Here is a 24642-nt window from a genome sequence, read left to right on the forward strand (position 1 = left end):
TATGCGCGAGACATCTGCTAGAGGCCCGGCGATCGATCTGGGCGAATTCGAGCGGCGGCTGCGCGGCGCCGAACGAAAGTCTCAAGTCGACGATCCGCTCAGCGAACTTGCGCGGCTAGTGCATGGTGAAAACTCGGCGTCCGATCCCTACGGCCGAATCCTCGCTGAAGCGCTGGGCGCCCGCGCACAGGCCGGCGAAATGCGTGGCTCCTATGACGCCGCGCCGCCGGTGGCGTCTGAACCAGGCTATTATCCCGAGCCCTCGATAGAGCAGCCTCTTGAGCCCTCCTATCCGCTCGATGCCGACTATAGGGATTCGCCGACGGGATACGACCACCAGCACGCGGGTGGCGGAGAAGCGTACTATGAAGCCGAAGCCGGGTGGAGCGAGGATTCGCAATATCTGGATTATGGCCGGGACGATGAGGCATACGAGGGGTATGGGCAGGGCTGGCGATCGTGGTTCCGGCCATGGCACGCCGTCGTCGCAATCTCGCTCATCGCCTTTCTGAGCATCGGCTTCGCGTTCTGGCATCGCAGCGGCTCTAACGCATCCCGAGAAATTGCAACGATCGTCGCGCCAGAAGGACCGGTGAAGGTAAAGCCAGCCGCCGAGGCCGAGACATCGGCGCCCGATGGAAGCGGCGCTCTCGTTCTGGATCGCAAGGAGCAGGCGCCGGTTCAGAAGGTTGTCGCGAATCAGGAGCAGGCGGTTGACCCCTCCGTCCCGCCGAGCGTGGCGCAACTCGGCAATGGCCCCGTCGACCTGCCGCATGAACCGCCGCCTGCGGCTATTGCCGGTCCAAAGAAGGTGAAGACGGTCACCGTCCGTCCCGACGGCACCCGGGTAGATAACGCCGCCTTGCCGCCCGCCGTCGCGGTGGCAAGCCGACCTGCGCCCGAAACGGCCCCGCCTGCCGCGACGAGCGGCAACGCCGTAGCGACGACGACGCCCGCGAGCGCAGCCAAACCGACGGCGACGCCGCCGAAAATCGCCAAACCCAAGCCTGCAGCGCCGAAAGTCGCCTCCGCCGAACAATCGCCTGAGGCGGATGCGGACGCTGGTCAGGCGGCCTCGCTGAGCAAAGGCGGCTTCGCCGTGCAGTTCGGCGCGGCTGACAGCGAGGACGATGCACGCGCCTTGATGAAGACGATCGTCGGCAAATATCGCGCGGAGCTTGGCGGGCTCAAGCCGACCTTCAAAATGGCGACCGTCAACGACAAGACAGTCTACCGCGTGCGCGTCGCCGGGGTGAGCAAGGAATCCGCCAACGCGATCTGCAGCAAGGTGAAGGCGACCGGCGGCGCGTGCTTCGTCGCGGGGAACTGACCCGCCGACATGCGCGCGTTCATATGCGGATTAAAGGGCGTCGCGCTCGATGAAGAAGAGCGCGCCTTCCTTCGAGACAGCGCGCCATGGGGCGTTATCCTCTTTCGCCGAAATATCGATGCGCCCGAGCAGGTCGCCCGTCTGACCGCCGAAGTTCGCGACGCTCTCGGGCGCCACGCGCCTATTCTCGTCGATCAGGAAGGCGGCCGCGTGCAGCGGCTCGGTCCGCCGCATTGGCGCGCCTATCCGGCTGCCGCGCGCTTTGAGCAGGCGGCTAAAGACGCCGCGCAGGCCGAGCGGCTCGCTTGGCTCGGCGCGCGCCTCATCGCGCATGATCTAAGACAAGTCGGAATCGACGTCGACTGCCTGCCGGTGCTCGATACGCCTGCCGAGGGCTCTCATAGCATCATCGGCGATCGCGCCTATAGCCGCGATCCGGCGCGCGTCGCCGCGATCGGCCGCGCTGCTGCGGAGGGTTTGATGGCGGGCGGCGTCGCGCCGGTGATGAAGCACATCCCCGGTCATGGGCGCGCCCGCGCCGACAGCCATATGGAGCTGCCGGCGGTCGACGCGAGCCGCGAGGATTTGGAGCGCATCGACTTCGCGCCTTTCAAAACCAACGCCGATCTGCCGATGGCGATGAGCGCACATGTCGTCTACACGACGATCGATCCGACGGCGCCGGGCACGCTTTCCAAGACTGTAGTCCACAAGATCATACGCGGTCATATCGGCTTCGACGGCCTCCTGATGACCGACGATTTGTCGATGAAGGCGCTTTCGGGAAGCTTTCGCGAGCGCGCGGAGCGCGCGATCGGCGCCGGATGCGATGTTGTTCTGCACTGCAACGGCGAGCTCGCCGAAGCGCGGCCTGTCGCCGAAGGGGCGCCGCTGCTTGAGGGCGCGGCGCTGGCGCGCGCCGAAAAGGCGTTGGAATGCGTGGGGCACATCGCGCCGTTCGACGTGGCCCAGGCCACGCGCGAGTTCGACGCCTCAATGGGCGCGGTGGCCTGAACTCCGGTATTATGGCGCAAACGCCCGTTTGCGCCATAATACCGCTGAACTCTGCGCCGGTCGGCGCTCGTAGTTTTCGCTATGCCGGGTTCCTGTGGACGGCCTTTCCCCAGCGCAGGCCGCGCTTGCGATAGCAGGCCATCGGGGCCAATCTCGGGCGGAATTGTTCGGCGACGCCGATTCGCGAAAGGAAACAGGCGCAAAGCCCGTATGGCTCAGGAACTGACCTTCGAATTGGACGAGCCGAGAGGCGAGGGCGAAGACGCCTTTCTCGTCGACGTCGACGGGTTCGAGGGGCCACTCGACCTGCTGCTCGAACTCGCGCGCCGGCAGAAGGTCGATCTCGCGCGCATTTCCATACTCGCGCTCGCCGAGCAATATCTCGCCTTCATCGAAGCTGCGCGCCGCGTGCGACTGGAGCTCGCCGCCGACTATCTGGTCATGGCCGCCTGGCTTGCTTTCCTGAAGTCTCGGCTGTTGCTACCCGAGCCGCCGAAGGGCGAAGAGCCTTCGGCGTCCGACCTCGCCGCCGCGCTTGCTGAACGCCTGCGCCGGCTGGAGCTTATTCGGCGCGCCGCCGACAAGCTCACCGAACGCGCCCGGCTCGGCCGCGATATGTTTTTGCGCGGCGGACCGGAAGGCGTGGAGACGATCTCGCATCCCAAATTTCAGGCGAGCCTCTACGATCTTCTTTCGGCCTACGCCCGGCAGCGCCAGAAGACCGCGACCTCCCGCGTCGTGCTGCGCCAACGCGCGGTCTGGTCTCTAGCCGAAGCGCGCGAGGCGCTCGAACGGCTCATCGGCGTCGCGACGGAATGGACCGTGCTCGACGATTTTTTGCTGCATTACTGTGTCGACATGCAAACGGCGCGCACCGTGCGCGCTTCGGCCTTCACCGCTTCGCTCGAAATGGTGCGGGAGGGTCGGTTCGACATGCGTCAGGATCGGCACTTTGCGCCGCTTTGGGTGCGGCGGCGCGCGCCAGAGGAAGCGGATGAGTCTGCGGGCGCGTCATAGCCCGGAATTTCAGGAGGACGCGTCGTGGCGCAGGCTGCGGAGAAAATCGAACTGTTTGACGTGAACAGCGACGAAGAGCTTGCGCGTCACGAGACCCGGCTGCGCGAAGCGGAGCGCATCATCGAGGCGCTGTTGTTCGCCTCGGCCGAACCGCTCGACGAAGCCGAAATGACGCGGCGACTCGAAGAGGGCGTCGAACTCGATCGCGTCCTTGAGCGGCTGCGCGCGCATTATGCCGGCCGCGGCGTCAATCTCACGCGCGTCGGCAAGAAGTGGTTTTTCCGCACCGCCGCGGACCTCAACTGGATTCTCGCGCGCGAGCAGGTCGAGGAGAAGAAGCTCTCCCGCGCCGCGCTGGAGACGCTGGCGATCATCGCTTATCACCAACCGACGACCCGCGCCGAAATCGAAGAGATTCGCGGCGTCGCCATTTCCAAGGGCACGCTCGACGTTCTGCTCGACACCGGCTGGATCAGGCTGCGCGGCCGCCGCAAGGCGCCAGGAAGGCCGATCACCTATGGCACGACCGACGCCTTCCTGATGCATTTCGGTTTGGAGCAGATCGGCGATCTGCCCGGGCTCGATGAGCTGAAGGGCGCGGGGCTCTTCGATGGCCGGCTGCCGAAAGGCTTCGGCGTGCCGCAGCCTTCCGACGATGCCGCCTTGCGCGATGACGAGGAGCCGCTGGAGGATGAAGCGCCGGCGCTCCTCGACATGGAGTTCCCGGACGAGCCCGAGGCTCCTGAGGAGCCCGACGGCGAGGAGCTTTGACGCCGCCGCGCCTTCGCGCAGTCAAGCGATGAACCCTTCCGAATTGCAAGCAAGCCACCGCGCGGCCTCCGCGCTTCCCATCCTTGTTTTTAAGCCGCTGGACGCATAGTTTCCGGGCAAACGCCGGTCGTCCCGGTTTTCTCTTTAGGAAGGATGCGCGCCATGGGCGGTCTGTCGATCTGGCACTGGATCATTGTCGGCGCGGTCGTCTTCATTCTCTTCGGCGGCAAGTTCAAGCTCTCCGACGTGATGGGCGATGTCGCCAAGGGCATCAAGGCTTTCAAAAAGGGCATGTCGGAAGACGACGCCGCGGCAGATGACGCCAAAAAGCCCCTGGAAGGCCAGACGAGCGAACGTCGCGCTCTGGAAAGCGACAAGGCCGACGGTAAGAAGGTCTAGCGTCCCTTCCCTGTCCCCCGCTCTCACGGGAGAGGGACCCTTACGAGCAGCGTCAAAGAGCGGATGAAGGGCGGCTCCCGCTCCCTCTCTCAGTAGCGGGGGAAGGGTTGAGGTGGGGGTGAGAGCAGGTAACGACATGTTCGATCTCGAACCCGGCAAGCTCATCGTCATCGCCATCGTCGCCCTCATTGCGATTCCATCGAAGGATTTGCCGCGCGTTTTGCGCACGCTTGGGCAGTTCACTGGAAAAATGCGCCGCATGGCCGCGGAGTTTCAGGGCCAGTTCATGGAAGCGATGCGCGAGGCCGAGCTTGAGGATCTGCGCAAAGAGGTCAGCGAGATGCGGGACGCCGTAAAGGAGAGCGTGAAGCTCGACGGCGCTTTCGATCCAATGGCCGAAGCGCGCAAGCAGATTACGGACTCATTCAAAGGCGAACCGCTTTCGCGCACAGAAGCGCCTCATCCCGAGGAGCCGCGCAGCGGCGACCTAAAGGGCGAGGACGCGCCGATCGCATCCTTCGAGACGCGGCCTTCGGCTGCTCCTCAGGATGAGGACTCTGGTTTTGCTCCGGCTGAGCAGGCGGATTCGTCGAAGAAGGCCGGCGCATGAACGAGGCCGATGAAGCCGAAATCGAGGCCAGCAAGGCGCCGCTGATCGAACATCTGATGGAATTGCGCGAGCGCCTGATCAAGGCGCTGCTCGCCTTCCTCGCGATGTTCGTGGTCTCCTTTTTCTTCGCCAAGGACATCTACAATCTGCTTGTCATTCCTTATACGCAGGTCGCGGGACCCGAAGCGAAGCTCATCTACACCGCGCCGCAGGAATATTTCTTCACCCAGATCAAGGTCGCGCTGTTCACGGCGGCGTTTCTTTCCTGTCCGATCGTGCTGGCGCAGATCTACGCCTTCGTCGCGCCAGGACTCTATCGGCACGAGCGCTCGGCGTTTCGGCCTTACCTTTTTGCGACGCCGATTTTTTTCGCGATCGGCGCGCTCGTCGTCTATTTTTTGGTGATGCCCAATCTGCTGCACTTCTTCATCGGGATGCAGCAGGCGAATGAGCCTGGCAAGGCGCAGATCGAACTGCTGCCGCGCGTCTCCGAATATCTTTCGCTGATCATGACGCTCGTGCTCGCCTTCGGCATCGTGTTTCAGCTGCCGGTGGTTCTGACGCTGCTCGGCCAGGTCGGCATCGTCACTTCCGACTTTCTGAAAGAGAAGCGGCGCTATGCGGTCGTGCTCGTCTTCATCGTCGCCGCCGTCTTAACGCCGCCCGATGTGTTCTCGCAGCTCGCGCTCGCGCTGCCCGGCGTGTTTTTATACGAAGCATCGATTTATGCCGTGCGCATGGTTGAGAAGAAGCGCGCCGCAGCCCAAGCGGCGGCGGGGGGATCATAGGCGACATCTCGCCGCTTGACCCTTTTCAGCGCTCGCGAGAGAAAGGCGCCCTCGACAAAGCCCCCGCCGTCATGGCCGGGCTTGTCCCGGCCATCCACGCCGCGATGCTGCGCTCCACTTGGGTACGGCGCCGCAGCGGCCTTGCGTGGATGCCCGGCGCAAGGCCGGGCATGACGCGTTTGCACGGTTTCTCCATTACTCCCGAAGCGCCAGCAGGCCGAAATGTACGACATCAAATGGATTCGCGAGAACGCTGAAATTTTTGATCGCGGCCGCGCGCGGCGCGGGCTCGACCCCATGTCGACGCAGCTTCTCGCCTTTGACGATTCGCGGCGCGCGGCGATCGGCGAATTGCAGCGCGCGCAGGAGCGCCGCAACGCCGCCTCAAAAGAAATCGGCGCGGCGATGAAGGCTGGCGATAGCGCCAAGGCCGAAGCGCTCAAAGCCGAAGTCGCGCAGATCAAGGAAAATTGGCCGGCGCTCGAAGAGGCGGAGCGCTACGCGATCAAGAAGCTCGATGACGCGCTCGCGAGCATTCCCAACACGCCGCTCGATGAAGTGCCCGACGGCGCCGATGAGAACGACAATGTGGAAGTCGCGCGCTGGGGCGAGCCGCGCAATTTCGACTTTACGCCGAAAGAGCATTTCGAAATCGGCGAAGGCCTTGGGCTGATGGATTTCGAAACGGCGGCGAAAATTTCCGGCGCGCGTTTCGTCGTCAACAAGGGCGGGCTGGCGCGACTGGAACGAGCGCTCGCGCAATTCATGCTCGATCTGCATACGAACGAGCATGGTTACATGGAAGTCAGCCCGCCGCTGCTCGTGCGCGATGACGCGATGTTCGGCACGGCGCAATTGCCGAAGTTCAGAGAAGATCAATTCTCTGCAAGCAACGTCACTTTCGTTCCTGAGGCCGTGAAACAAGCTTTGGCTGAATTTGATAGCGGAACTTTTCCCGCCAAAGAATTTGATTTGCGTTTGGCCGCGTTAATGTCGGGATTGCGTCTCTGGCTCATTCCCACGGCCGAAGTGCCGCTCACCAATCTTGCGCGCGAATCCATTCTCGACGAGTCGCAGTTGCCGATGCGCATGACAGCCGGCACCTATTGCTTCCGCGCCGAGGCGGGCGCCGCCGGCAAGGACACGCGCGGCATGATCCGCCAGCATCAGTTCTACAAGGTGGAGCTCGTTTCGATCACGACGCCGGAGCAATCGCTCGAAGAACATGAGCGCATGACGGGGTGCGCGGAGAAGGTGTTGCAGCTTCTCGAACTGCCCTATCGCAAGGTCGTGCTCTGCACCGGCGACATGGGCTTCGCCTCGCAGAAGACTTATGATCTTGAAGTCTGGCTGCCGGGGCAGGGGAAATACCGCGAGATTTCCTCATGCTCGGTTTGCGGCGACTTCCAGGCGCGGCGCATGAACGCGCGTTACCGCCCCGCAGAGAGCAAGGGTCCCCGTTTCGTCCACACGCTGAATGGCTCGGGCGTCGCGGTCGGCCGCGCCATGGTCGCTGTGCTGGAGAATTATCAGCAGGCCGACGGCTCGGTCGACGTGCCGCGCGCTCTGCGGCCTTACATGGGCGGCTTGTCGCGCATCTCCCGTTGAGCTCTTTTTCGCGCGCCGCAGTGCTTGCGCCTCGCAGGCTCTTCGCAATCGGGTTCGGGCGATGTTCCAAAAAATGGCGTCCAGCCGTAGCCGTAATCCGCGCGCGGCGCATATCCGTCGCTGAGCAGGCCGGGCGCTGCGACGTTGAGCGTCACCGGCGCCGCCAGAAATCCTGCGAGACCGGATCCCGGCGCTGTCGGCGGCGCGCCAGGGATCACTAAGTCCGCGGGCACATAGCCCATGGTCCCGCCATATTGCACCTGACACCAGCGGCCGCATCCCAGGACATCGAAGGAGATATTCGGCGCCATGGTCGTGACCGGCCTCGCGTCTGAACTCGGGCTGACCTGAAGCGGCATCACGGCGGCCACATAGGCTTCAAAAGCGAGGGCGCTGCCGGGAACGGCGAAAAGCGCTCCGGCGAGCAGGAACGCAAGTCGTAAGCGCATCAAAATACCTCCAGAGAATGGGGCAGGACGTTTAGGGTCATTGTGGACGTTCAGAGCCGAATCGTCCAAAGAAAACCTGGGTTTCGTCAGACGCCCGCCAAGCGAAGCGAAAGCATGCGCATTCTCATCACCAATGACGACGGCGTTCACGCGCGCGGCCTTGCAATCGCCGAGGCGATCGCCCGCGAATTTACCGATGATATTTTTGTCATCGCGCCGGAATTCGAGCAATCGGGCGTCTCGCATTCGCTGTCGCTCAACGATCCGCTGCGGCTGCGCGAGATTTCGCCGCGCCATTTCGCCGTCAAGGGCACGCCGACCGATTGCGTGATCATGGGCGTACGCAAGCTCCTGCTCGATCATCCGCCAGATCTCCTCATTTCCGGCGTGAACTGCGGCCAGAATATCGCCGAGGACGTCTCCTATTCCGGCACCATCGCCGGCGCGATGGAGGGCACGATTCTTGGCATTCCATCGATTGCGCTGTCTCAGGTCTATGATTTTTTTGCAAACCGCCGGATGGTGCATTGGGAGTGCGCCGAGGCGCATGGCGCTGAGGTCGTGCGCCGTCTGCTCAAGGCGGGAATTCCAAAGAATGTGCTGATGAATGTGAATTTCCCGAGCTGTCCGCCGCAAGAGGTCGCGGGCGTCGCGATCACCATGCAGGGCAGGCGCAGCAGCGACATCATGAACATCGAGGATCGTAAGGACGGCCGCGGCAACCCTTATCACTGGATTTCCTTCCAGCGCGGCGACTTCAAGCCGGGGCAGGGCACCGATCTGCTGGCGCTCGAAGAAAAGAAGATATCGATCACGCCGCTGCAGCTCGATTTCACCGATCACCCGACGGTGACGCGACTCGCGGCGGCGTTCGAGGGCAAGGAATGACGGACGAGCGCCGCGCCCCCGAAATCGAGGAACGCGCGGCGCTGCTCTTGACCTTACGCCAGGCGGGCGTACGGGATTTGGCGGTGCTTCGCGCTATCGAGGCGACCCCGCGCGAGGCTTTTGCGCCCTATCGTTTTCGCGATCTCGCCAATCGCAATCTTTCCCTGCCAATCGGCTGCGGCCAGACCATGTCGCGTCCGGTCGAACTCGCCCGGCGGCTCGAGGCGTTGCGGGTCGGTCGAGGGCATCGAGTGCTTGAGGTCGGGGCAGGGTCCGGCTATGGGGCCGCGGCGCTCGCCCAGCTCGCGCGCGAGGTCGTGAGCTTGGAGCGGTTCGAGACGCTCGCGATCGAAGCCTCGCGCCGCCTCGTGAGCCACGGCGTAACGAACGCGAAGGCGATCTACGCCGACGGCCTTGATCCGCCGCGCGACCTGGGGCGCTTCGACCGGATCGTCGTTCAGGCTTCGGTCATCGCCGCGCCGGCGGCGCTCATCGAGATGCTTACGCCCGGCGGCCTTATGCTCTTCGCCCGAAGGGAGCACGCCATGGCCGGGGCGCGCGCGAAGGAACGATTGATTAAGGTTGATCTCATTGAGGGCGGCGAATTGCGAGAGACCGATTTCGGCCCCTGCCGCCTCGGACCAGCGATTCCCGGCCTTGCTCAGGCGCTCTGAAAGGCCCGAGTCCTAACGTTGAAAATTTTCATAGTCGCGTACGCTTCGCATTCATCTTAAACGCCTCCTTAACCGCCGCGCTGTTACCCATAGGCCGTTCAATGTTGCGTTCGGGTGGGTCGCGTCATGGCTATCAAGCGTCCATTTGCTTATTCACGCGCCGCAGGGCGTTTTTTGGCGGCGGCTGGCGTTGCTGCCCTTGCCGGTTGCTCCGACGCTTCACGTTTCGCGGGCGATCCCTTCTCTGATCCGTTCTCGAACGGCGTCAAAACCGCCTCGCGCGGCGTCGACCGCGCGCCGGTTGGCGCGATCGCCTCCGCTCCGGCTCAGAGCGCGCCGTCGACCGCGGTGGAATCCCGTCCGCTGCCGGCGCCGAACGCCAGCGCATCCGCTCCGGCCGCCGGCGCCGCTTCTTCAGCCCATGCGCCGGCTCCGGCCGCCACATCGCCCGGCCGTGTCGCGGCCGCCTCCGGGAATGGTCATTGGAGCGCTGAAGGCGGCACGCCCATCGTCGTCGCCCAGGGTGAAACGGCGGCGCTGCTCGCGACCCGCTATGGCGTCCCCGCGGACGCCCTGCTGCGCACCAACGGTTTTAACGCCGCGTCTCAGGTTCAGCCGGGCTCTCGCCTGGTGATCCCCGTCTATCGCGCCGGGGCGGCGCCAGCGGCCGTGGCGAGCGCGCCGGGCGCCTCCAAGACCGCCGCGCCGGGCGCCAAGCCCGTGGCCGCAAAAATCGCCGCTCCAGCGAAGACTGGGGCCGCCGCCAAATCGGCGGAGCAGGCAAGGCCTCTGCGGAAGACCGAGTCTGAACTGGAAAAAGCCAAAGTCGCAGCTAAGCCTGCAACGGAGAAGACTCTCGGCAAAGCCGAGCCGCGCATCGCTGAAGCGACGCCGGCTCGCCCTGTCAAAACCGAGCGGATCGCGCGGGGCGCTAGCGCTTCGCCCGCGGAGGTCGAGTCCAAGGTTGCCGACGCTCGGAGTAAGACCGCCGAACCGGCGCCGGAGACGGCCGCCGCGCGGAAGCTCGACACGACCGCGACCGCCTCCATCCCTCCCGCGGGCGAGACGAAGACAGTCGCTTCCGACGAGGGCAAACCCGAATTTCGTTGGCCCGCCCGCGGCCGCATCATTCAGGGATTTTCCTCGGGCGGCAATGACGGGATTAACATCGCAGTGCCCGAAGGAACTCAGGTCAAGGCTGCGGAAGGCGGCGTCGTCGCTTATGCCGGCAACGAGCTCAAGGGCTACGGCAATCTCGTGCTCATTCGCCATCCGAATGGCTTCGTCTCCGCCTACGCCCATAACGGCGAGCTCGACGTGAAGCGTGGCGATCAGGTCAAGCGCGGCCAGACGATCGCCAAGTCGGGCCAGTCCGGCAATGTCGGCTCGCCGCAGCTCCATTTCGAACTGCGCAAGGGGTCTACTCCGGTTGATCCGACGAGCTATTTGGCAGGTTTGTAGCCAGTTCTCTGGCGCACGCGAGACATAGGCGTCGGAGATTTAAGGCGGCGGGTCCCAAGAAAGGCCCGCCGTCGTCTTTTGCTCTTCCATGCAGGCGAACATGCTATACCCGCGGACCGCAAAACGAAGGGTTACGCACAGTGAAGCATTGTTTCGTTCTCGCGCTCCTTCTCGCCGCCACGCCCGCATTCGCCGTTGATCCGACCGGCGTCCCGCAATGCGACGCGTTGCTGAAGCGCTATGAGGCGTGTTCAGGACAACTACCGCCGCAACAGGTTCATGCTGCGCAAAAAGAACTGCTCGACGGCGCGGTCGGCATTCGCGCCGCGGCGACAGATCCGTCGAAACGGCCTGATCTCGAACGCTATTGCGCCGATCGATTCGAGTTGATGAAGCGGGAAAGCGACATCAAGGAGTGCATGTCGAAGCCATGAGCGCGTTGCGCGCGTTGATGTAATCCTTTCCGCGCATTTCAATCAGCCGCGACGCCGTGCGCTCGAATTCGCGCGCTTCAGCGCCGAAGGCCGCACGGTAAAGCTCGGAGGGTTCGGCTGCAGCGGAAACGATCAGCAGAATTCTCGCTTCGTAAAGAATGTCGATGAGCGTGATGAAGCGGCGCGCCTCATTGCGCTGTTCGGGCGCCAGCACTGGAACGTCTTCGAGGATCAGCGCCTCGAAGTTGTCGGCAATGGCCATGTAATCGGCAGCCGATAGGGCCTGACCGCAAAGCTGCGCGAAGGTGAGGCGCGCGACGCGGCCCGCCGCCTGAGGGATGTCGATGCGCCGTCGTTTGACTTCTATCGTCGTCGGCGACTCCAGCGCGCCGCCGGCAAGCGTGGAGTACAGCGCATCGATCGCAGCTCTCGCGCGCAGGTCAACGGGCGTGAAATAGATTTGTCCGAGATCTCCTTGCCGCTGGCGATAATCGCTCGATGCTTCGAGACGTATAACGTCCATTCGTTCCTGCAAAAGAGCGATGAACGGAAGAAATAAATCGCGGTTGCGGCCGCCTTCGTAAAGCCGCGATGGCTCGACGTTGGACGTGGCGACGATGATGACGCCTGACGCCAGCAGCGCGGAAAAAAGACGCGCCAATATTGTGGCGTCCGCAATGTCATTCACTGCGAATTCGTCAAAACAGAGCACGCGCGTTTCCCGCGCGATCTCCCGCGCAACACAGGTCACGGGATCGGTTTCGCAAGCACGCGGATTTAGACGCAGCCGATGCAGACGATCGTGCACGTCCGCCATAAAGGCATGGAAATGAGCGCGCCTCTTCTTCTCCACGGAAAGTTCGCTGAAGAACAGGTTCATCAGGAAGGTCTTGCCGCGTCCGACCTGCCCCCAGAGATAAAGGCCGCGTGGGCGCTGCGCCAAACGACGAAATCTCGCAAGAAGCGATTGCGTCAACCTGGCGCTCTTCGGCGTTCGGCCCGAGAGCGCATCGGCGAGCGTCTGAAGCTTTTCGATCGCCGCGCGCTGCGAGGCGTCGCGCTCCAGCGCGCCTTGAGCGACGAGCGAGTCATACTTCTGGACGATGGTCTGGGCGCGCGGCGTCATATGCGCCGCATCCGGCCATTCGCCTCTGCAAAGGCGCCGGGGCGCAGTTCGCAATAGAGCAGGCGGTCCGGGTCCACCGGCCCCGGCATGGTGATTTGGCCCCGCGGCACGCGCGCGAATCCGAGGCGCGCGTAATATTCCTCATCGCCGACAAGCAGGACGAGGCCATGTCCGGCTTCGCGGGCGGCGTCCAGCGAATATTTGACCAGCGTCTCGCCCACGCGCTGTTGGCGAAACGCCGGCTCCACAGTCAGCGGTCCAAGCAGAAGCGCGGGCGTCGAACCGACAAGGATCGGCGTCATGCGGTTGGCGCCGACGAGCAACGTGCCGATCCGCGCGACGAATGACAGCGTGCGATCCGGCTCGACGCCTTCACGCAGGCGATAGGCCGTGCGCGCATATCGGCCGGGACCGAACGCTCGCTCATCGAGCTTGTCGATATGCGCGTCGTCGGCGGCCGTCAGCGGCCCAAATTTAACGGCAAGATCGATCATGTTGCGGCTTGACCTTAGAGCGCGCGCTGCGAAAAAGTGGTAACCGGTTTTTTTGCGTAGAGCGCGCTCTAAACTTTTGGAATCGATGACGTTATCTGCATTTGGGCGATTCCGCCCAAATGCAGCGTGATCTATGCGCAGGCCATATCACGCGTTCTCTGCGCCGCAAAATGCCAGGTTGCGGCGCGATATCTGCGCAGCAGGGGAAGCTCATGGCGGCATATCGCTTGCGGCGGGCAAACTTGGAGGACGCCCGCTCAATCGCCGAGATCAACGCTGCTGCCTGGCGCGAGACCTACGTCGGGCTCATGTCGGCCGAGGCGCTGGCAAGCATCGATCTGGACGACTGGATGCGGCGCTGGCTGGAACGGATCGGTTCGAGCGAAGACGATCAGGCCGTCTTCGTGGCTCTCGAAGACGAAGTTCCGGTCGGCTTCGCCCGCTGCAGCCGCCAGTCCAACCCGAAGCTCGTTCCGCTTGGCTTCGACGGCGATATCGCGTCGATTTATCTGCTGAGGCGCGTCCAAGGCCTTGGGTTGGGCAGATGCTTGATGACGCGGCTCGCCGAGCATCTGATATCTATCGGCTGCGCGAGCGCCGCGGTGTGGGTGTTGCGTGACGCGGCTGAGGCGCGCGGCTTTTACGAGACGCTAGGCGCGGCGCCTCTTGGCGTCGAAGGCGTGTGGGAGATCGCGGGCGCTGTCCTTCCCGATCTCGCCCATGGGTGGCGCGATCTACGCATCCTCGCTGAAGCCGCCGGCGCCAGTCGAAACCTTAGTCGCCAGCCTCACCAATAGGGTGAAATGGGCGCCTTCTCCAACGCCTCGGATATGCGCGCCCGCGTCGCGGGCGTCGTATCGGCCGGCAGAGCGTCGAGCGTGAAGAAGCCGGCCTCGGCGATCTCGCGGTCCGGGACGTGCGGCTGCGTCAGTCGAAAAGAGCGCACGAGGTAAAGCGCGACGTGATCTCGCGCCGAGAAACGTCGATTGAAATATAAGCCGAAGAGTTCGGGCGGTTCGTCGAGGAGAACGTTCGCCTCTTCGTGGAGTTCGCGCTCGAGCGCATCCATGAGCGTTTCGCCGCTTTCGACTCCGCCGCCCGGCAGATAGAATCCGCTCACATAGGTGTGACGAACGAGCAGCACGCGGTTTTGATCGTCAAGCACAAGGCCGCGCACGCCCAAAGTCATGGGACGCTGAAATCGCGCGCCCAAGGCAATAAGCCTCGATGCGAGACGATCTCGCGCCGAACGGGTCTCGTCGGCTTGCTCTTGCTCCGTCAAAGCTGGCTCCGATTGCACAAACTATGGCAAATGATGTGCGACGGCTCTAGCAATCGCCAGCCCATCCTAACAGAAAAGCGCCGCAGTTAAACGGGCTTAGAGGAACATGAGGCTTTCTTGAATTTTCGACTCGCGCATCTGTCCGACGCTCATATCGGTCCAATTCCGCGTCCAAATCTCGCGGAGCTCCTTGGCAAGCGCGTCACGGGCTATGTGAATTGGCTTTACAAGCGCGGCGATCAGCACGACATGGGCGTGCTCGCCAAAATAGTGGCGGACATGAAGTCGCAGACGCCAGATCACGTCGTCATGACCGGCGACATCGTCAACATCGGACTTCCCGGGGAAATCGCGCTCGCCAAGGACTGGCTCTCCATCCTAGGCGCGCCAAGCGATGTCAGCTTCACGCCCGGAAATCACGACGCCTATGTGGCAAGCGTCACGGACCTTCTTCACGAAGTTTTCGCGCCTTGGACGACAAGCGAGACTGAAGTCGCGGGCTTTCCATATTTACGCCGGCGCGGCGGCGTCGCGCTGATCGGACTCGACACAGGCGTGCCGACGGCGCCTTTCGTCGCTTCCGGTCGGCTCGGCGCTGAGCAGCTGGCGGCGCTCGCGGAGTTGCTGGACCGCGCGAAAGCGGAGAGGCTCGCGCGCGTCGTCTGCCTCCATCACCCGCCGCATGTCGGCGGCGCGAGGCTGCTGCGCGGGCTTGAAGACGCGACGAAATTCGAAGACGTCATCGCCCGTCATGGCGCCGAGCTCATTCTGCATGGGCATAATCACAAACCGAGCCTGCACCGTCTGACCGGGCCCGACGCATTTGCGCCTGTTGTTGGCGTGGCGTCGGCTTCAGCCAAGCCTGGCGGACACTATCCAGGCGCCGCCTATAATCTTTACGAGATCGAGCGCAACGACGACGGTCTGAACATTCTGCTGCGCAGGCGCGGCTTCGATGAGACTGGAGAGATCATCGAGCTTGAATCCATTAAGCTGTGAAACCTGGATCATACCGTGGTCGGTGCCAGGAACATATAATCGCAAGAGGTTGACGGCGAAATTCGCAAAAGGACTGATGCATGTCCGCTACGAAATTCCCCACGTTCCATAGAGAAAGCCTCGTTCGGCGACAACGAGCGCTCCAGTTTAGTCAGCCTTCGAAATAGACGCGATAGGCCCACGCCGCCAAAACGGCCAAGAGGCCGAAGAACGCCGCTGCGCCAAAAAATTCCGCTATGAATGCAGCCGCGCGAGTGACTTTGCCCGAGAACGATGTGTCTTTTGCGCGCGCAGAGATCTTCACCCCGAGCGCTTGCGCGGCTCCGCCGCTCGCGTAATCGACCGCCAAAGCCTTTTCGCGCTCGATCAAGCGATGCGCGATATAGCCGGTGACAGCGTCGACGATTTCGTCGACGCTGTCGCTTTCGCGAAGCGTCACCCGCCCGTGACGCGTGTCCTGGAGAAAGCGGTATGTCCGTCGGTCGCGATCCATCTCGACGAAGCCGATCTGATCGATGAACAGCCGCGGCCGTTCAGTCGGCGCAACCCCAACGTCGAAAATATCGCAGTCGCGCGGCACTTGCGCCAATACCGGGGCCAGCGCGTCGCCGAGCATCTCCAGTCGGGCGATTTCCCCGGCGCGTAAATCGGAGAAGGCTGCGGAACGCTCGGCGTTCTCAAGGCGCGCGCGGCGAAGCGCGTCGGCCAAATTCGCCATGCGCTCGTCCAGCGGACCCCTTGTTCCCCTACGCGCCGCCCGCTCTCGCTCGGTCACAATCGTCAGACGCTCAGCGGGCGTCGGGGACGCGTTTCGCTGGACGGCGTCGCGGGCGTCGGCTGGCGGCGCGGGCAGGGGCTCTTCCATTTCGTCCACTCGCTGAAGCCCTCGTGGCGCGGCCAGGGCGATAAAGCATTGTGGACTATAGCGGCTCTCCGGGACGGTGCGAAGCGGGAGCGCGACGAAGGGACGCGGGAGTCGACTTTTTCTCCCGCCTCCGGCAAGGGATTCCTTACGATAGCCGCTGATTCCGATCATTAACGATAAAAACGGTCGATTCAACCTAAGCCGAGAAGGGAGTTCATGGCGGTCACTCCAGGCGAATCGAATCTCAACAGCGCATTATTCGAGCGCATCCTGATCGGCATGGGCTTTGCGGCCTTCGCCGCGCTGGAGGCGGCTGGCGGGGGCGAACACGCGATCGTCGCCGGCTTTTTCGCTGGCGCTGCGATATTTGTTCTGCGTCGCTCGTCTGAGAGCGCGCGCCAGGCGGCGGATTTCGCGGTCGATTTCCTGGCCGTCGCGATTTTCACCTTGCTCTGCGATCGCTCGAGCATGTTGTGGCGGTCGCCGGAAACTTTCGCCGAGCTGTTCCGCTTCTCACCGGTTGGCGCGGCGACCGCCACGATTCTTTACCTCGCAGGCGTCGTGACGCTTAGAGCGCGTTCGCGCATGGCGGTTCGAGCGGCGCTCTTCGTTCTGCCGCTGCAGTTCAGCCTCCTCATCGCGCTCGGCTCGCCGCCCGTGACGCAAATCGGCGGCGCGTTGCTCTTGGGCTTGGACGTTCCGGAGCCTTTGCGAAACATCGCGGGGCGCACGCTGGTTCTGTTTCTGCTCAATGAAGCTGTCGTCGTCGGCGTGCCTCTGGCGCTCGGTCGATTTCTTCCCCACCAATGGCGTCCGCATGGCATTCTGTTCGCTTCTGCCTTCGTCGCGTCGCTGACGCCTTATATCGCGACCTCGGTCTCCTATTTCGTCGCGCCTTACTTGCCTTACCCGCTGGCGGCGGCGATCGCGGCGGCTGCGGCGGCGCTCGCGCAAGCGGGCCTATGGGGGCAAACCTATCTCGTCACGCAGGCCATGGCCGGCCTTTTGCGTGCGACGCCTTCGTTGCAAGTCGTGGTGTTTCACGACTGGCGAACGGGCGCGGAAAAGGGCGCCGTCTACGGCTTCGTGTTCATGGCGCTGCTGCTTGCGGCGGAACTGGGCGTATCCTTCGCGCCGGCGATGGCGGCGCTTTCGGCTTCAGGGCCGATCGGCGGCGCGCTCATCGGCGCGGCGCTTTTCCCGCTCGCGCGCGCGATTGTCGAAAGCACCGACTCGACGCCCCCGTTCTTTGGGCGGGTAGAAGAGCTCTATCTGCATCCCTCCAACTATTTTCGTGGCGGAGTAGCAGGCGCGGCTGTCGCTCTCGCTCTAATGATCGGGCTTCCAGCCGCGAGCGGCGGCGACCGATTTCTGTTCGGCGCGCTGACCGGCGCGCTGGCTTATGCCGGCGTCGACGCCGCGATTGATCTCGCTGCGCTGACGCAAGGACGCCGGCAGCATCTGCGCAGCTGGCGGGTCTATTCGCTGGGCGTGCTCCTTGGCGCGCTCGTAGGAGGCGCCGTCGCCTGGTATTTGGACGCCGGGCAGGTCGAAACGATCGTCGCGAAATTCTTCGCCTATACGTCGCTCGATTACGCAGCCGACGGGCGTCCCGTCAATGAATACATTATTCGCCCACTCTTTTCGAAATGGGGCGCGACGGATCTCGGCAAGGTCGACGGCGGCGTGAGGCTGTTCTTCGATGAGTCATTCTCCGGCGTCATTCAATGGGTGTTCGCGGCGCCGCTCTTTTCGATCAATCTTTTCTTCCTCACCGCGCTTGTCGAGCGCAGCCTGCAGCCGCTTCGCCAACTCGCGAGCTGGCAGGGCCTCGACATGCTCATCGAAAACGCCGTGCGCGTTCTGCGTTGGGGCCTTTGGATGGCGCCGGTGATCTATTCCTTCCTGAAGGCGTCGCCGGACCCGGCCTGGTACAATCAGGACGGACTCATCCGAACAGGCGTCGCGAGTTGGATGAGCTATATCCTGCCGGACTCCGACTTCCGCGCATGGAGCCTCGACATCTTCACGGCGCTCCTCGCCTATGACGCGCTCCGCGTGCTGATCTGGTTCGACCATATGGGATTGCGGGTCGCGACGCTCGTCAATCTTTCGTTTGTCGGCGGCGACGTCGCGGATGAAAGGGCCGCGCGCTTTCTTGGAAAGTCGCAGACGAGCAGGGCGATCCCGGAGGGCATCCGTCGGTTCGGCACATGGGCGCCGCTTTTGCTGCCCTTCTACATTCCGCGCGGCGTGGATTGGGACAGAGCGTGGAGCGCGTCTGAGCAGTTGGCCCACACGCGGCCTCCGTCTTACGCTTATCTCGTCAGCGGCTATTTAATTTATGCGGCGCTCGTCGCCTTTGGCCTCGTCATCTTCCTTCTTGGACGGCTCGCGCGCGCGCAGAAAGTGACGATCGAAGGCATCACTGGCGCAGGCGGCGTTCCCGGCTCCCGCCCGCTGAAGCTCACCAATGGCCTAATGACCAGTGAGTGGTTTCAGGACGGACAGGGCGCCATCGGCATTGAAGGCGTGGCGCGTGGCGGACCTCCGATCGACTTGACCCGGCGCCCGGACGATCATGCGCATCCGCGCGGACGTTTCCTTTTCTTGCGCGAAGATGGCGGCGAGCTTTGGTCGATCGGCGAGGCGCCGACACGTTGTAGAGCCGCTCAGGCGTCGCTCACCGACGCAGGCGAGAACTGCCTGTTCTTCATGGCGGAGCGCAATGGATTTGCTGTCGAAGCGCGAGTTTCGCTCGCGCCCGACGAGGCGGTCGAGGTCACCCAACTCAAGATCGTAAATCTCGAGCAGCGCCCTCGTAAACTGGTTCTCGCGTCGCTGCGCGAATGGGTGCTCAATGAGACCGGCGTCGAGCTTCGCGACCCGGCCTATAACGCCATTCATATCGGCACCTGGTACGTTCGTTCGCTGAACGCGATTTTCGCGCAGAACCGCCTGCTCAAAGGTGGGGCGCGCCGTCAGTCGGATCGTCGCCTGTCGCCTGAGATCGGCTTTCATGCCATCGGCGCCGGCGCGGAAGCGAAAATTTCGGTCCTCGGCTATGAGGACGTGAAGTCGCGTTTTTACGGAATGGGATCGGTGCATGCGCCGGACAGCCTTCATGGCCTGGCGGCGCCACGCGACCCTAATGACGAAGGGCTACTCTACGGCTTTGAGCCATGCGCCAGTCTGCGCGTCGAAATCGAACTTGCGGCCAGCGGCGCGACAGAGCTGATCATCGTCGATGGATGGGCCCGCGATATGGGCCGAGCCACGGACTCGATCGCGCGCCATCTGCGCATTGCGCCAGTGGCGCCTGAGACGCTGAACCAAGCTTTGTCGCGCCGCCGCGGGCTCATACTGCCGCCCCCGCCGAAGAAGCCCCGCTATGCCTTTTCGCAGGACGGACGAAGCGTGACGGTCGCGCCAGGCACGCCGCGTCCGTTCGCCCATGTTATCGCCAACGCCTTCGGGCAGGGCGCGGTGCTGACGAATGACGGCGAGATTTTTTCGTTCCACGGCAACTCGCGTCTGAACAGTTTTACGCCGTTTCGCATGGGCGAGGGCCGCATGGCCCCCGCGGGTCAAAGATTCTACGTCTACGATCTTGCGCGTACGGATGCGCATAGTCCGACCTTCGTGCCGCTACGTCGTCGCGATGCTGAATATGAAGTGACGTTTTCTCTCGGCTCGGCCGTCTATCGCGCCGAGCGCGATCATCTCGAACTCGAGATGACAGTTTTCGTCAGTCCCACGCAGCCGATCGAGTTCAAGATCTTGAAGATTCGTAACAAGACTCTTCACGAGCGGCTATTGCAGATTACGCCGGCGATGGAAATTGTCTTGGCCGAAACGCCAAACGAGAGTCTTGGCGTGCTGGAGTCGGTCATCGACGAGAATGTGCATTCAATCTACTTCCGCAATCCTCGTAATAATTTCGTGCAGGGCTGGGCCTTTGTGACGACCTCATTGCCGGCGGAGTTTGCTGAGACGTCCCGTCGCCGCTTCCTCGGGCATGAAAGCCGCGACCCTTACCTGCCGTACATGGTCGAGCACGGCCATCCTGACGCCGGCGCGCCCGCGCATGAACGAAAGGTCGCCGCCTTCAGTTGCGCGATCGACGTGCCGGCTGGAGAAGAGGCCGTTGTCGTCGTAGCGCTTGGACAGACGACGTCCATCGAAGAAGCGAAGAGACTTGCCGATTATGCGCGCGATCCCGAGCACGCTTATGCCGCGTTCGCGGCGAATGCGCGCGCATGGGATGATCAGCTATCGGTGTTGCGCATCAAGACCAACCGTCCCGACTTCGATCGCCTGGTCAACGATTGGCTGCCTTATCAATTGCTCGCCGCGCGTCTTTGGGGACGCACCGGTCCCGCGCAACGTTCCGGCGCGACGGGCTATCGCGACCAGTTGCAGGACGTCATTCCGCTCATTCATCTCGCGCCCCAACGCGCCCGCGCGCAAATCCTATTGCATGCCGCGCATCAATATATCGAGGGCGACGCCTGCAAATGGTGGCATCGCGCGCCCAACGGCGGCACTGGCCTTGCGGACCGCACACATGCGTCGGATCCGCATCTGTGGCTGCCTTATGTGACGATCCGCTATGTCCGCGGGAGCGGAGACTACGCCATCCTCGATGCGGTCGAGCCCTTCCTCGAAGCCGCTCCTGTTCCGAAAGATCAGGAGGGCGAAGCCACCGTGCCGCTGACCTCGCGCGACAAGGACACGCTGCTCGGTCACTGCGCGCGCGCCATCGAATGGACCCTCGACCGTTTCGGTGCCCATGGCCTGCCGCTAATGGGCTCCGGCGACTGGGACGATGGGATGAATCTTATCGGCGACGAAGGCCGCGGAGAGAGCGTGTGGCTCGGCTTCTTCCTGCACGGCATCCTTCTCGACATCGCACCGATATTCGAGGCGAAAGGCGACGCCGCCCGCGCCGAGCGTTATCGTGAACGCGCCGAAAAACTTCGCGCCGCGCTTGAAAACTGCTGGCGCGGCGACCGCTATATTCGCGCCTATGCCGACAACGGCGAGGAAGTCGCGCCGATGAGCGCGATGACCTCCTCCTGGCCGACTTTGACGAACGCCGTAGACGCCGCGCGCGGACGCGAGGCGATCGAAAACGCCCTCGACATTCTTGGCCTCGGCGATCGCGTGTTGCTCGTTCAGCCGCCCTACGATGAGCATTCGCGGCCTTATCCCGGACGCAGCGCCGAATATCCGCCAGGCGTGCGCGAAAACGGCGGGCAATATTCGCATGGCGTTTCCTGGTTCGTCGATGCGCTGGCGAAGCTCGCCGCGCAGGCGCAAAAGGAAGGGGACTCGCGCGCCGCCGAGGAGTTGTTTCGCACGGCGTTCGAGACGTGGATCGCGATCTCGCCGATCTCCAAGCTGACGACGCCGGCCGAGTCTGACATTTACGGCCTGCCGCCGCATCAGCAGCCGGCCGACGTCTATAACGGCGAAGGCTACGAAGGTCGGGGCGGGTGGAGCTGGTATACCGGCGCAGCGGCGCGGATGTTGTCGGCGGCCTATGCGCTGCTCGGGCTCGAATTCGAGAACGGCGAATTGAAACTGCGCCCCGACGCGTTCCTTTCCAAAGGCGAACTGCGACTGGAACGCGTGGTCTACCTTGGCAAGACGTTCGAAGCAGAGAAACGTCGCCGCGTCTGGTGACGTGGCCTGTAGGCGGGGCGCACATGGCTGATCACGTCGTTACGCTCAACGCCGGGTCTTCCTCGGTGAAGTTCGCTCTCTACGCAGCGGATGAGGAATGGCCGCGACTGATCGTTTCCGGCCGCGTCGAAGGGCTCGGCGCGAAGCCGCGCTTTCACGTCGCCGTCGTCGGCGGAAGAGCGAGCGACATACCGCTTCCTCCCAAGCTCACCCACAAGAAGGCGATCGCAGCGATCTTCGAGTGGATCGAAGACGCTTACCCCGGGGCGGCGGTAAGCGCGATCGGACACCGTGTCGTGCACGGCGGGCTGCGTTTCGCCTCGCCCGTCATCATTGACGCGGAAACGCTCGCGCAGTTGCGCGAACTCATCTCTCTTGCGCCCTTGCACCAGCCGCATAATCTGGCCGGCATCGAAGGCGCCTGCGAGGCCTTCCCCCACGTGCCGCAGGTCGCGTGTTTCGACACGGCCTTCCACCGCGGACATGCCTTCGTCGACGACGCCTATGCGCTTCCCTATTCCTACTACGAGCGCGGGTTGCGCCGTTTTGGCTTCCATGGCCTATCATATGAGTATATCGCTCGGCGTCTGCGGGCGATTGATCCGATCCACGCAGAAGGCGGCGTCATTGTCGCGCATCTCGGCAATGGCGCATCGCTTTGCGCGATGAAAGGCGGGCGTTCGATCGCCACCACCATGGGCTTTTCCGCGCTTGAAGGCCTGCCTATGGGCACGCGCTGCGGACAGATTGATCCCGGGCTGCTGCTGTATCTGCTCCAGAGCGAAGCGACGGCGCCTGAGGAGCTGTCGCGCCTTCTTTACGAGCGCTCAGGTCTTCTTGGCCTTTCCGGCGTATCGCATGACATGCGCGCGCTAGAGGCTTCTAAAGAGCCTCGCGCGCAGGCCGCGATAGCCTACTTCATTCATCGCGTCAAAATAGAGATCGCGGCGCTGACGGCGGTCATCGGCGGTCTGGATGCGCTCGTATTTACGGCGGGAATAGGAGAACGCTCGCCGCGCATACGGGCCGGCGTGGTTGAAGGTCTTGGCTGGCTGGGGTTGGCGCTCGACGCGGCCGCCAATGCGCGCGACGACTCGCTGATTTCCGTGTCCCAATCGCGCATCCCAATATTCGTGACGCCGACTGACGAGGAAGCAATGATCGCGCGCCATACGATTGAAACGGCGGGGCTGTCGGAAACCGTAAGGTGACCGCCAGTGCGGATCGCCGATGAGACGACGTCTCGCTCGGTTGCGCGTCGCCAGTTCTATGCCGGATCGCAGTTGAACGCGTGATCTGGCGGATCGCCGGCGCCCACAAGCAAGCCGTCGCGCGCGGGGCGTGACGCCATCCTCAATAACGTCTGGAATTCATCAACTTCGCAGTAGCGTCAATAAAACCTGCTACGCGCTTTCCAGCCTCCAGCGCACAGGCTCCAGCGCTGGCGAAGCTTGTTCATCGCGGCCGTCTCCTTTTGTTTGCCGCAATTCTGTAATTCAGGTGCAGGGGCGACAAACAAACTCTGCGTTGCTTTGCAGTTTAACGCTAAGATGTAGGTTAGTGCATATGAATGCAGAAAACGCCAGGCTTTCGATGGACAGTAAAGCTGTCGCATTCTTTGAGGACGCCGCCAATAAGCTTCGCACATATTTCGAGCGGGAAGTGCTTGCGGAGCTGTCCGACTTCGCGCGTCCCGCACTCGAAAGCGAATTGGAGTCGCTCGCGACTCTATCGGGCGACGATCCCATTCCGCCCTTGGCGGAAATCTCGCTCCTGCGCGGCGAACAATGCGCCCATGATCTGCTCAGCATGAATTATGAAGGCGCGGCCACTTCATTCATTCGGCGTTCTATACGAGAGGCTGCGACCGAGGTTCAGGCGGCCGTGCTTGCTGCGTCGATGAATGGCGGCAACGTGATTGCCTTCCGCGCGAGAGCTTCCCTGATGCGCTGAGCTACCGTCTGTTTGGGCTTCTATTCCTCGAATAGGGGGCGCAGATGGAACGTTATTGCCGATCAAGTGGTTCAAACTTCCTTGTCGAGGCTTTCTCCATGCCCCCCAATAACGAGAGCTTGAAGCGGACGTTGGCGAAGGCCAACGAAAATCATCGGAACTCAGTAAATGAGATCGGCAAGCAACTGAAAAATCTTCATTCAGAAACTGCCGCCGAGCCTCTGCCGGAAGAGATGCGCAGGCTTCTCCAGAAGCTAGACCAACGAAGAAGATCTTCGCATCGGCCGTAGTCATGCGCGCAACATTGCTTCGGCACCGCCTCAATTTTAGTTAAGGCGCCGCCTGTAATCGAAGGATCGGCATAGCAGTATCCGGTTTTCTACGTTTTATGCTATTGTGACATACGGCGCGCCTCGCGCCGGGCGCGTTGTAAGCCCGAGGAGGCGACGATGGGGAATGGGATATGCTCACGCGTCCCGCCGCCGGTCGGGTGGAGCGCTAACCGGCAAACGCATCCTGCAATCGCTCAAGCGATTTTCGCGCTATCGAGTGACGAGCGAACGCCTGAAGCCATTTGGGAAGCGCCGACTCCAGAAGAGTGGCGGAAGATTTCGGAGCTTGTCGTCGAATATGTCGATGACGGCGATTTTGCCTGCGACAATGGCAAATTCGCTTGGGGACCTTTCGAGACGCTTCGTTTGTGGCCGGCGCGACGCGAAGACTGATTGCGATCGCGTCGGATGCTGACAGGCTCTCGTGAGGCGAGTGGTTCGTCATCACGGCCCGTTTTCC

The 24642-nt window shown here is 62.9% G+C and carries 23 protein-coding genes; 18 read left to right on the plus strand and 5 right to left on the minus strand.

All coding sequences use genetic code 11. From position 1 onward, the window contains the following. The first annotated feature begins 1 nt into the window (after position 1). The 8 genes from FEV16_RS11465 to serS all read left to right on the plus strand — a co-directional run bounded on the left by FEV16_RS11465 (position 2) and on the right by serS (position 7537). Positions 2–1330: an SPOR domain-containing protein gene (locus FEV16_RS11465; RefSeq protein WP_138167767.1), complete on the plus strand. Its 1329-nt coding sequence runs from the start codon at positions 2–4 to the stop codon at positions 1328–1330. A gap of 9 nt (positions 1331–1339) precedes the next feature. Beyond that, entirely contained in the window at positions 1340–2344 is a 1005-nt protein-coding gene (nagZ, locus tag FEV16_RS11470) for a beta-N-acetylhexosaminidase (protein WP_138167768.1), read from the plus strand. Between the two features lie 210 nt (positions 2345–2554). After that, positions 2555–3361, plus strand: a complete 807-nt coding sequence (locus FEV16_RS11475) for a ScpA family protein (protein WP_138167769.1) — start codon at positions 2555–2557, stop codon at positions 3359–3361. Positions 3362–3385: 24 nt separating this feature from the next. Beyond that, complete coding sequence (scpB, locus tag FEV16_RS11480; RefSeq protein WP_138167770.1) at positions 3386–4132, plus strand: SMC-Scp complex subunit ScpB; 747 nt, start codon at positions 3386–3388, stop codon at positions 4130–4132. Positions 4133–4294: 162 nt separating this feature from the next. Continuing rightward, a complete protein-coding gene (locus tag FEV16_RS11485) occupies positions 4295–4531 on the plus strand; it encodes a twin-arginine translocase TatA/TatE family subunit (protein WP_138167771.1) in 237 nt (78 codons plus the stop codon). Between the two features lie 136 nt (positions 4532–4667). Next, positions 4668–5141: a preprotein translocase subunit TatA gene (locus tag FEV16_RS11490; RefSeq protein WP_138167869.1), complete on the plus strand. Its 474-nt coding sequence runs from the start codon at positions 4668–4670 to the stop codon at positions 5139–5141. Then, a complete protein-coding gene (gene tatC / locus FEV16_RS11495; protein WP_138167772.1) occupies positions 5138–5929 on the plus strand; it encodes a twin-arginine translocase subunit TatC in 792 nt (263 codons plus the stop codon). The genes FEV16_RS11490 and tatC overlap by 4 nt, the downstream gene beginning before the upstream one ends. A gap of 222 nt (positions 5930–6151) precedes the next feature. Then, positions 6152–7537 carry a serine--tRNA ligase gene (gene serS / locus FEV16_RS11500; protein WP_138167773.1) on the plus strand — a complete coding sequence of 462 codons (1386 nt, stop codon included), beginning with the start codon at positions 6152–6154 and terminating at the stop codon, positions 7535–7537. Here the strand turns inward: serS and FEV16_RS11505 are convergent. Beyond that, positions 7504–7986: an SH3 domain-containing protein gene (locus FEV16_RS11505; protein WP_138167774.1), complete on the minus strand. Its 483-nt coding sequence runs from the start codon at positions 7984–7986 to the stop codon at positions 7504–7506. The two genes, serS and FEV16_RS11505, sit on opposite strands and share 34 nt — an antisense overlap. Positions 7987–8100: 114 nt before the next feature. Here FEV16_RS11505 and surE point away from each other — a divergent pair, with 114 nt between their 5' ends. The 4 genes from surE (at position 8101) to FEV16_RS11525 (ending at position 11443) form a co-directional block, all read left to right on the plus strand. Continuing rightward, positions 8101–8874 carry a 5'/3'-nucleotidase SurE gene (surE, locus tag FEV16_RS11510; protein ID WP_138167775.1) on the plus strand — a complete coding sequence of 258 codons (774 nt, stop codon included), beginning with the start codon at positions 8101–8103 and terminating at the stop codon, positions 8872–8874. Then, positions 8871–9548, plus strand: a complete 678-nt coding sequence (locus FEV16_RS11515; RefSeq protein ID WP_138167776.1) for a methyltransferase domain-containing protein — start codon at positions 8871–8873, stop codon at positions 9546–9548. Before surE ends, FEV16_RS11515 begins: the two co-directional genes overlap by 4 nt. 126 nt (positions 9549–9674) lie before the next feature. After that, positions 9675–11009, plus strand: coding sequence for a peptidoglycan DD-metalloendopeptidase family protein (locus FEV16_RS11520; protein WP_138167777.1), 1335 nt, complete (start codon positions 9675–9677; stop codon positions 11007–11009). A 140-nt stretch (positions 11010–11149) separates the two neighbouring features. Beyond that, positions 11150–11443, plus strand: a complete 294-nt coding sequence (locus FEV16_RS11525) for a hypothetical protein (RefSeq protein ID WP_138167778.1) — start codon at positions 11150–11152, stop codon at positions 11441–11443. Here the strand turns inward: FEV16_RS11525 and zapE are convergent. Together zapE and FEV16_RS11535 are read right to left on the minus strand one after the other, a co-directional pair. Next, positions 11418–12569, minus strand: a complete 1152-nt coding sequence (gene zapE, locus FEV16_RS11530; protein WP_138167779.1) for a cell division protein ZapE — start codon at positions 12567–12569, stop codon at positions 11418–11420. The genes FEV16_RS11525 and zapE overlap by 26 nt on opposite strands. Further along, a complete protein-coding gene (locus FEV16_RS11535) occupies positions 12566–13063 on the minus strand; it encodes an N-acetyltransferase (protein ID WP_138167780.1) in 498 nt (165 codons plus the stop codon). Before FEV16_RS11535 ends, zapE begins: the two co-directional genes overlap by 4 nt. Before the next feature lie 212 nt (positions 13064–13275). Between FEV16_RS11535 and FEV16_RS11540 the strand changes: the two genes are divergently transcribed. Further along, positions 13276–13860: a GNAT family N-acetyltransferase gene (locus FEV16_RS11540; RefSeq protein WP_138167781.1), complete on the plus strand. Its 585-nt coding sequence runs from the start codon at positions 13276–13278 to the stop codon at positions 13858–13860. Here FEV16_RS11540 and FEV16_RS11545 read toward each other — a convergent pair. Then, complete coding sequence (locus FEV16_RS11545) at positions 13851–14282, minus strand: NUDIX domain-containing protein (protein WP_246657302.1); 432 nt, start codon at positions 14280–14282, stop codon at positions 13851–13853. The genes FEV16_RS11540 and FEV16_RS11545 overlap by 10 nt on opposite strands. Positions 14283–14462: 180 nt before the next feature. On the opposite strand from FEV16_RS11545, the gene FEV16_RS11550 reads away from it, so the two are divergent. Beyond that, entirely contained in the window at positions 14463–15344 is an 882-nt protein-coding gene (locus FEV16_RS11550; protein ID WP_138167782.1) for a metallophosphoesterase, read from the plus strand. A 151-nt stretch (positions 15345–15495) separates the two neighbouring features. On the opposite strand, the gene FEV16_RS11555 is transcribed toward FEV16_RS11550, so the two are convergent. Further along, positions 15496–16209, minus strand: a complete 714-nt coding sequence (locus tag FEV16_RS11555; RefSeq protein WP_171015218.1) for a hypothetical protein — start codon at positions 16207–16209, stop codon at positions 15496–15498. Between the two features lie 216 nt (positions 16210–16425). Between FEV16_RS11555 and FEV16_RS11560 the strand changes: the two genes are divergently transcribed. From FEV16_RS11560 to FEV16_RS11575, 4 genes are all read left to right on the plus strand, one after another. Then, entirely contained in the window at positions 16426–21897 is a 5472-nt protein-coding gene (locus tag FEV16_RS11560; RefSeq protein WP_138167783.1) for a glycosyl transferase family 36, read from the plus strand. Between the two features lie 23 nt (positions 21898–21920). Then, positions 21921–23108 carry an acetate/propionate family kinase gene (locus FEV16_RS11565; RefSeq protein WP_138167784.1) on the plus strand — a complete coding sequence of 396 codons (1188 nt, stop codon included), beginning with the start codon at positions 21921–21923 and terminating at the stop codon, positions 23106–23108. A gap of 382 nt (positions 23109–23490) precedes the next feature. Then, entirely contained in the window at positions 23491–23850 is a 360-nt protein-coding gene (locus FEV16_RS11570; protein WP_246657297.1) for a hypothetical protein, read from the plus strand. A gap of 449 nt (positions 23851–24299) precedes the next feature. Continuing rightward, on the plus strand, positions 24300–24575 hold the full coding sequence (locus tag FEV16_RS11575; protein WP_138167786.1) for a hypothetical protein: 276 nt from the start codon (positions 24300–24302) through the stop codon (positions 24573–24575). Positions 24576–24642 lie beyond the last annotated feature (67 nt).

Source organism: Methylocystis sp. B8 (assembly GCF_005771425.1).
GTDB lineage: Bacteria > Pseudomonadota > Alphaproteobacteria > Rhizobiales > Beijerinckiaceae > Methylocystis.

Bases quoted from the DNA above. Each gene is read 5' to 3' on its own strand.
- FEV16_RS11475 (WP_138167769.1), top strand. From the start codon at position 2,555: ATGGCTCAGGAACTGACCTTCGAATTGGACGAGCCGAGAGGCGAGGGC.
- FEV16_RS11565 (WP_138167784.1), top strand. From the start codon at position 21,921: ATGGCTGATCACGTCGTTACGCTCAACGCCGGGTCTTCCTCGGTGAAG.
- FEV16_RS11560 (WP_138167783.1), top strand. From the start codon at position 16,426: ATGGCGGTCACTCCAGGCGAATCGAATCTCAACAGCGCATTATTCGAG.
- serS (WP_138167773.1), top strand. From the start codon at position 6,152: ATGTACGACATCAAATGGATTCGCGAGAACGCTGAAATTTTTGATCGC.
- FEV16_RS11540 (WP_138167781.1), top strand. From the start codon at position 13,276: ATGGCGGCATATCGCTTGCGGCGGGCAAACTTGGAGGACGCCCGCTCA.
- surE (WP_138167775.1), top strand. From the start codon at position 8,101: ATGCGCATTCTCATCACCAATGACGACGGCGTTCACGCGCGCGGCCTT.
- FEV16_RS11515 (WP_138167776.1), top strand. From the start codon at position 8,871: ATGACGGACGAGCGCCGCGCCCCCGAAATCGAGGAACGCGCGGCGCTG.
- nagZ (WP_138167768.1), top strand. From the start codon at position 1,340: ATGCGCGCGTTCATATGCGGATTAAAGGGCGTCGCGCTCGATGAAGAA.
- FEV16_RS11555 (WP_171015218.1), bottom strand. From the start codon at position 16,209: ATGGAAGAGCCCCTGCCCGCGCCGCCAGCCGACGCCCGCGACGCCGTC.
- FEV16_RS11520 (WP_138167777.1), top strand. From the start codon at position 9,675: ATGGCTATCAAGCGTCCATTTGCTTATTCACGCGCCGCAGGGCGTTTT.
- FEV16_RS11490 (WP_138167869.1), top strand. From the start codon at position 4,668: ATGTTCGATCTCGAACCCGGCAAGCTCATCGTCATCGCCATCGTCGCC.
- tatC (WP_138167772.1), top strand. From the start codon at position 5,138: ATGAACGAGGCCGATGAAGCCGAAATCGAGGCCAGCAAGGCGCCGCTG.
- FEV16_RS11465 (WP_138167767.1), top strand. From the start codon at position 2: ATGCGCGAGACATCTGCTAGAGGCCCGGCGATCGATCTGGGCGAATTC.
- zapE (WP_138167779.1), bottom strand. From the start codon at position 12,569: ATGACGCCGCGCGCCCAGACCATCGTCCAGAAGTATGACTCGCTCGTC.
- FEV16_RS11570 (WP_246657297.1), top strand. From the start codon at position 23,491: ATGGACAGTAAAGCTGTCGCATTCTTTGAGGACGCCGCCAATAAGCTT.
- FEV16_RS11485 (WP_138167771.1), top strand. From the start codon at position 4,295: ATGGGCGGTCTGTCGATCTGGCACTGGATCATTGTCGGCGCGGTCGTC.
- FEV16_RS11575 (WP_138167786.1), top strand. From the start codon at position 24,300: ATGGGGAATGGGATATGCTCACGCGTCCCGCCGCCGGTCGGGTGGAGC.
- FEV16_RS11505 (WP_138167774.1), bottom strand. From the start codon at position 7,986: ATGCGCTTACGACTTGCGTTCCTGCTCGCCGGAGCGCTTTTCGCCGTT.
- FEV16_RS11535 (WP_138167780.1), bottom strand. From the start codon at position 13,063: ATGATCGATCTTGCCGTTAAATTTGGGCCGCTGACGGCCGCCGACGAC.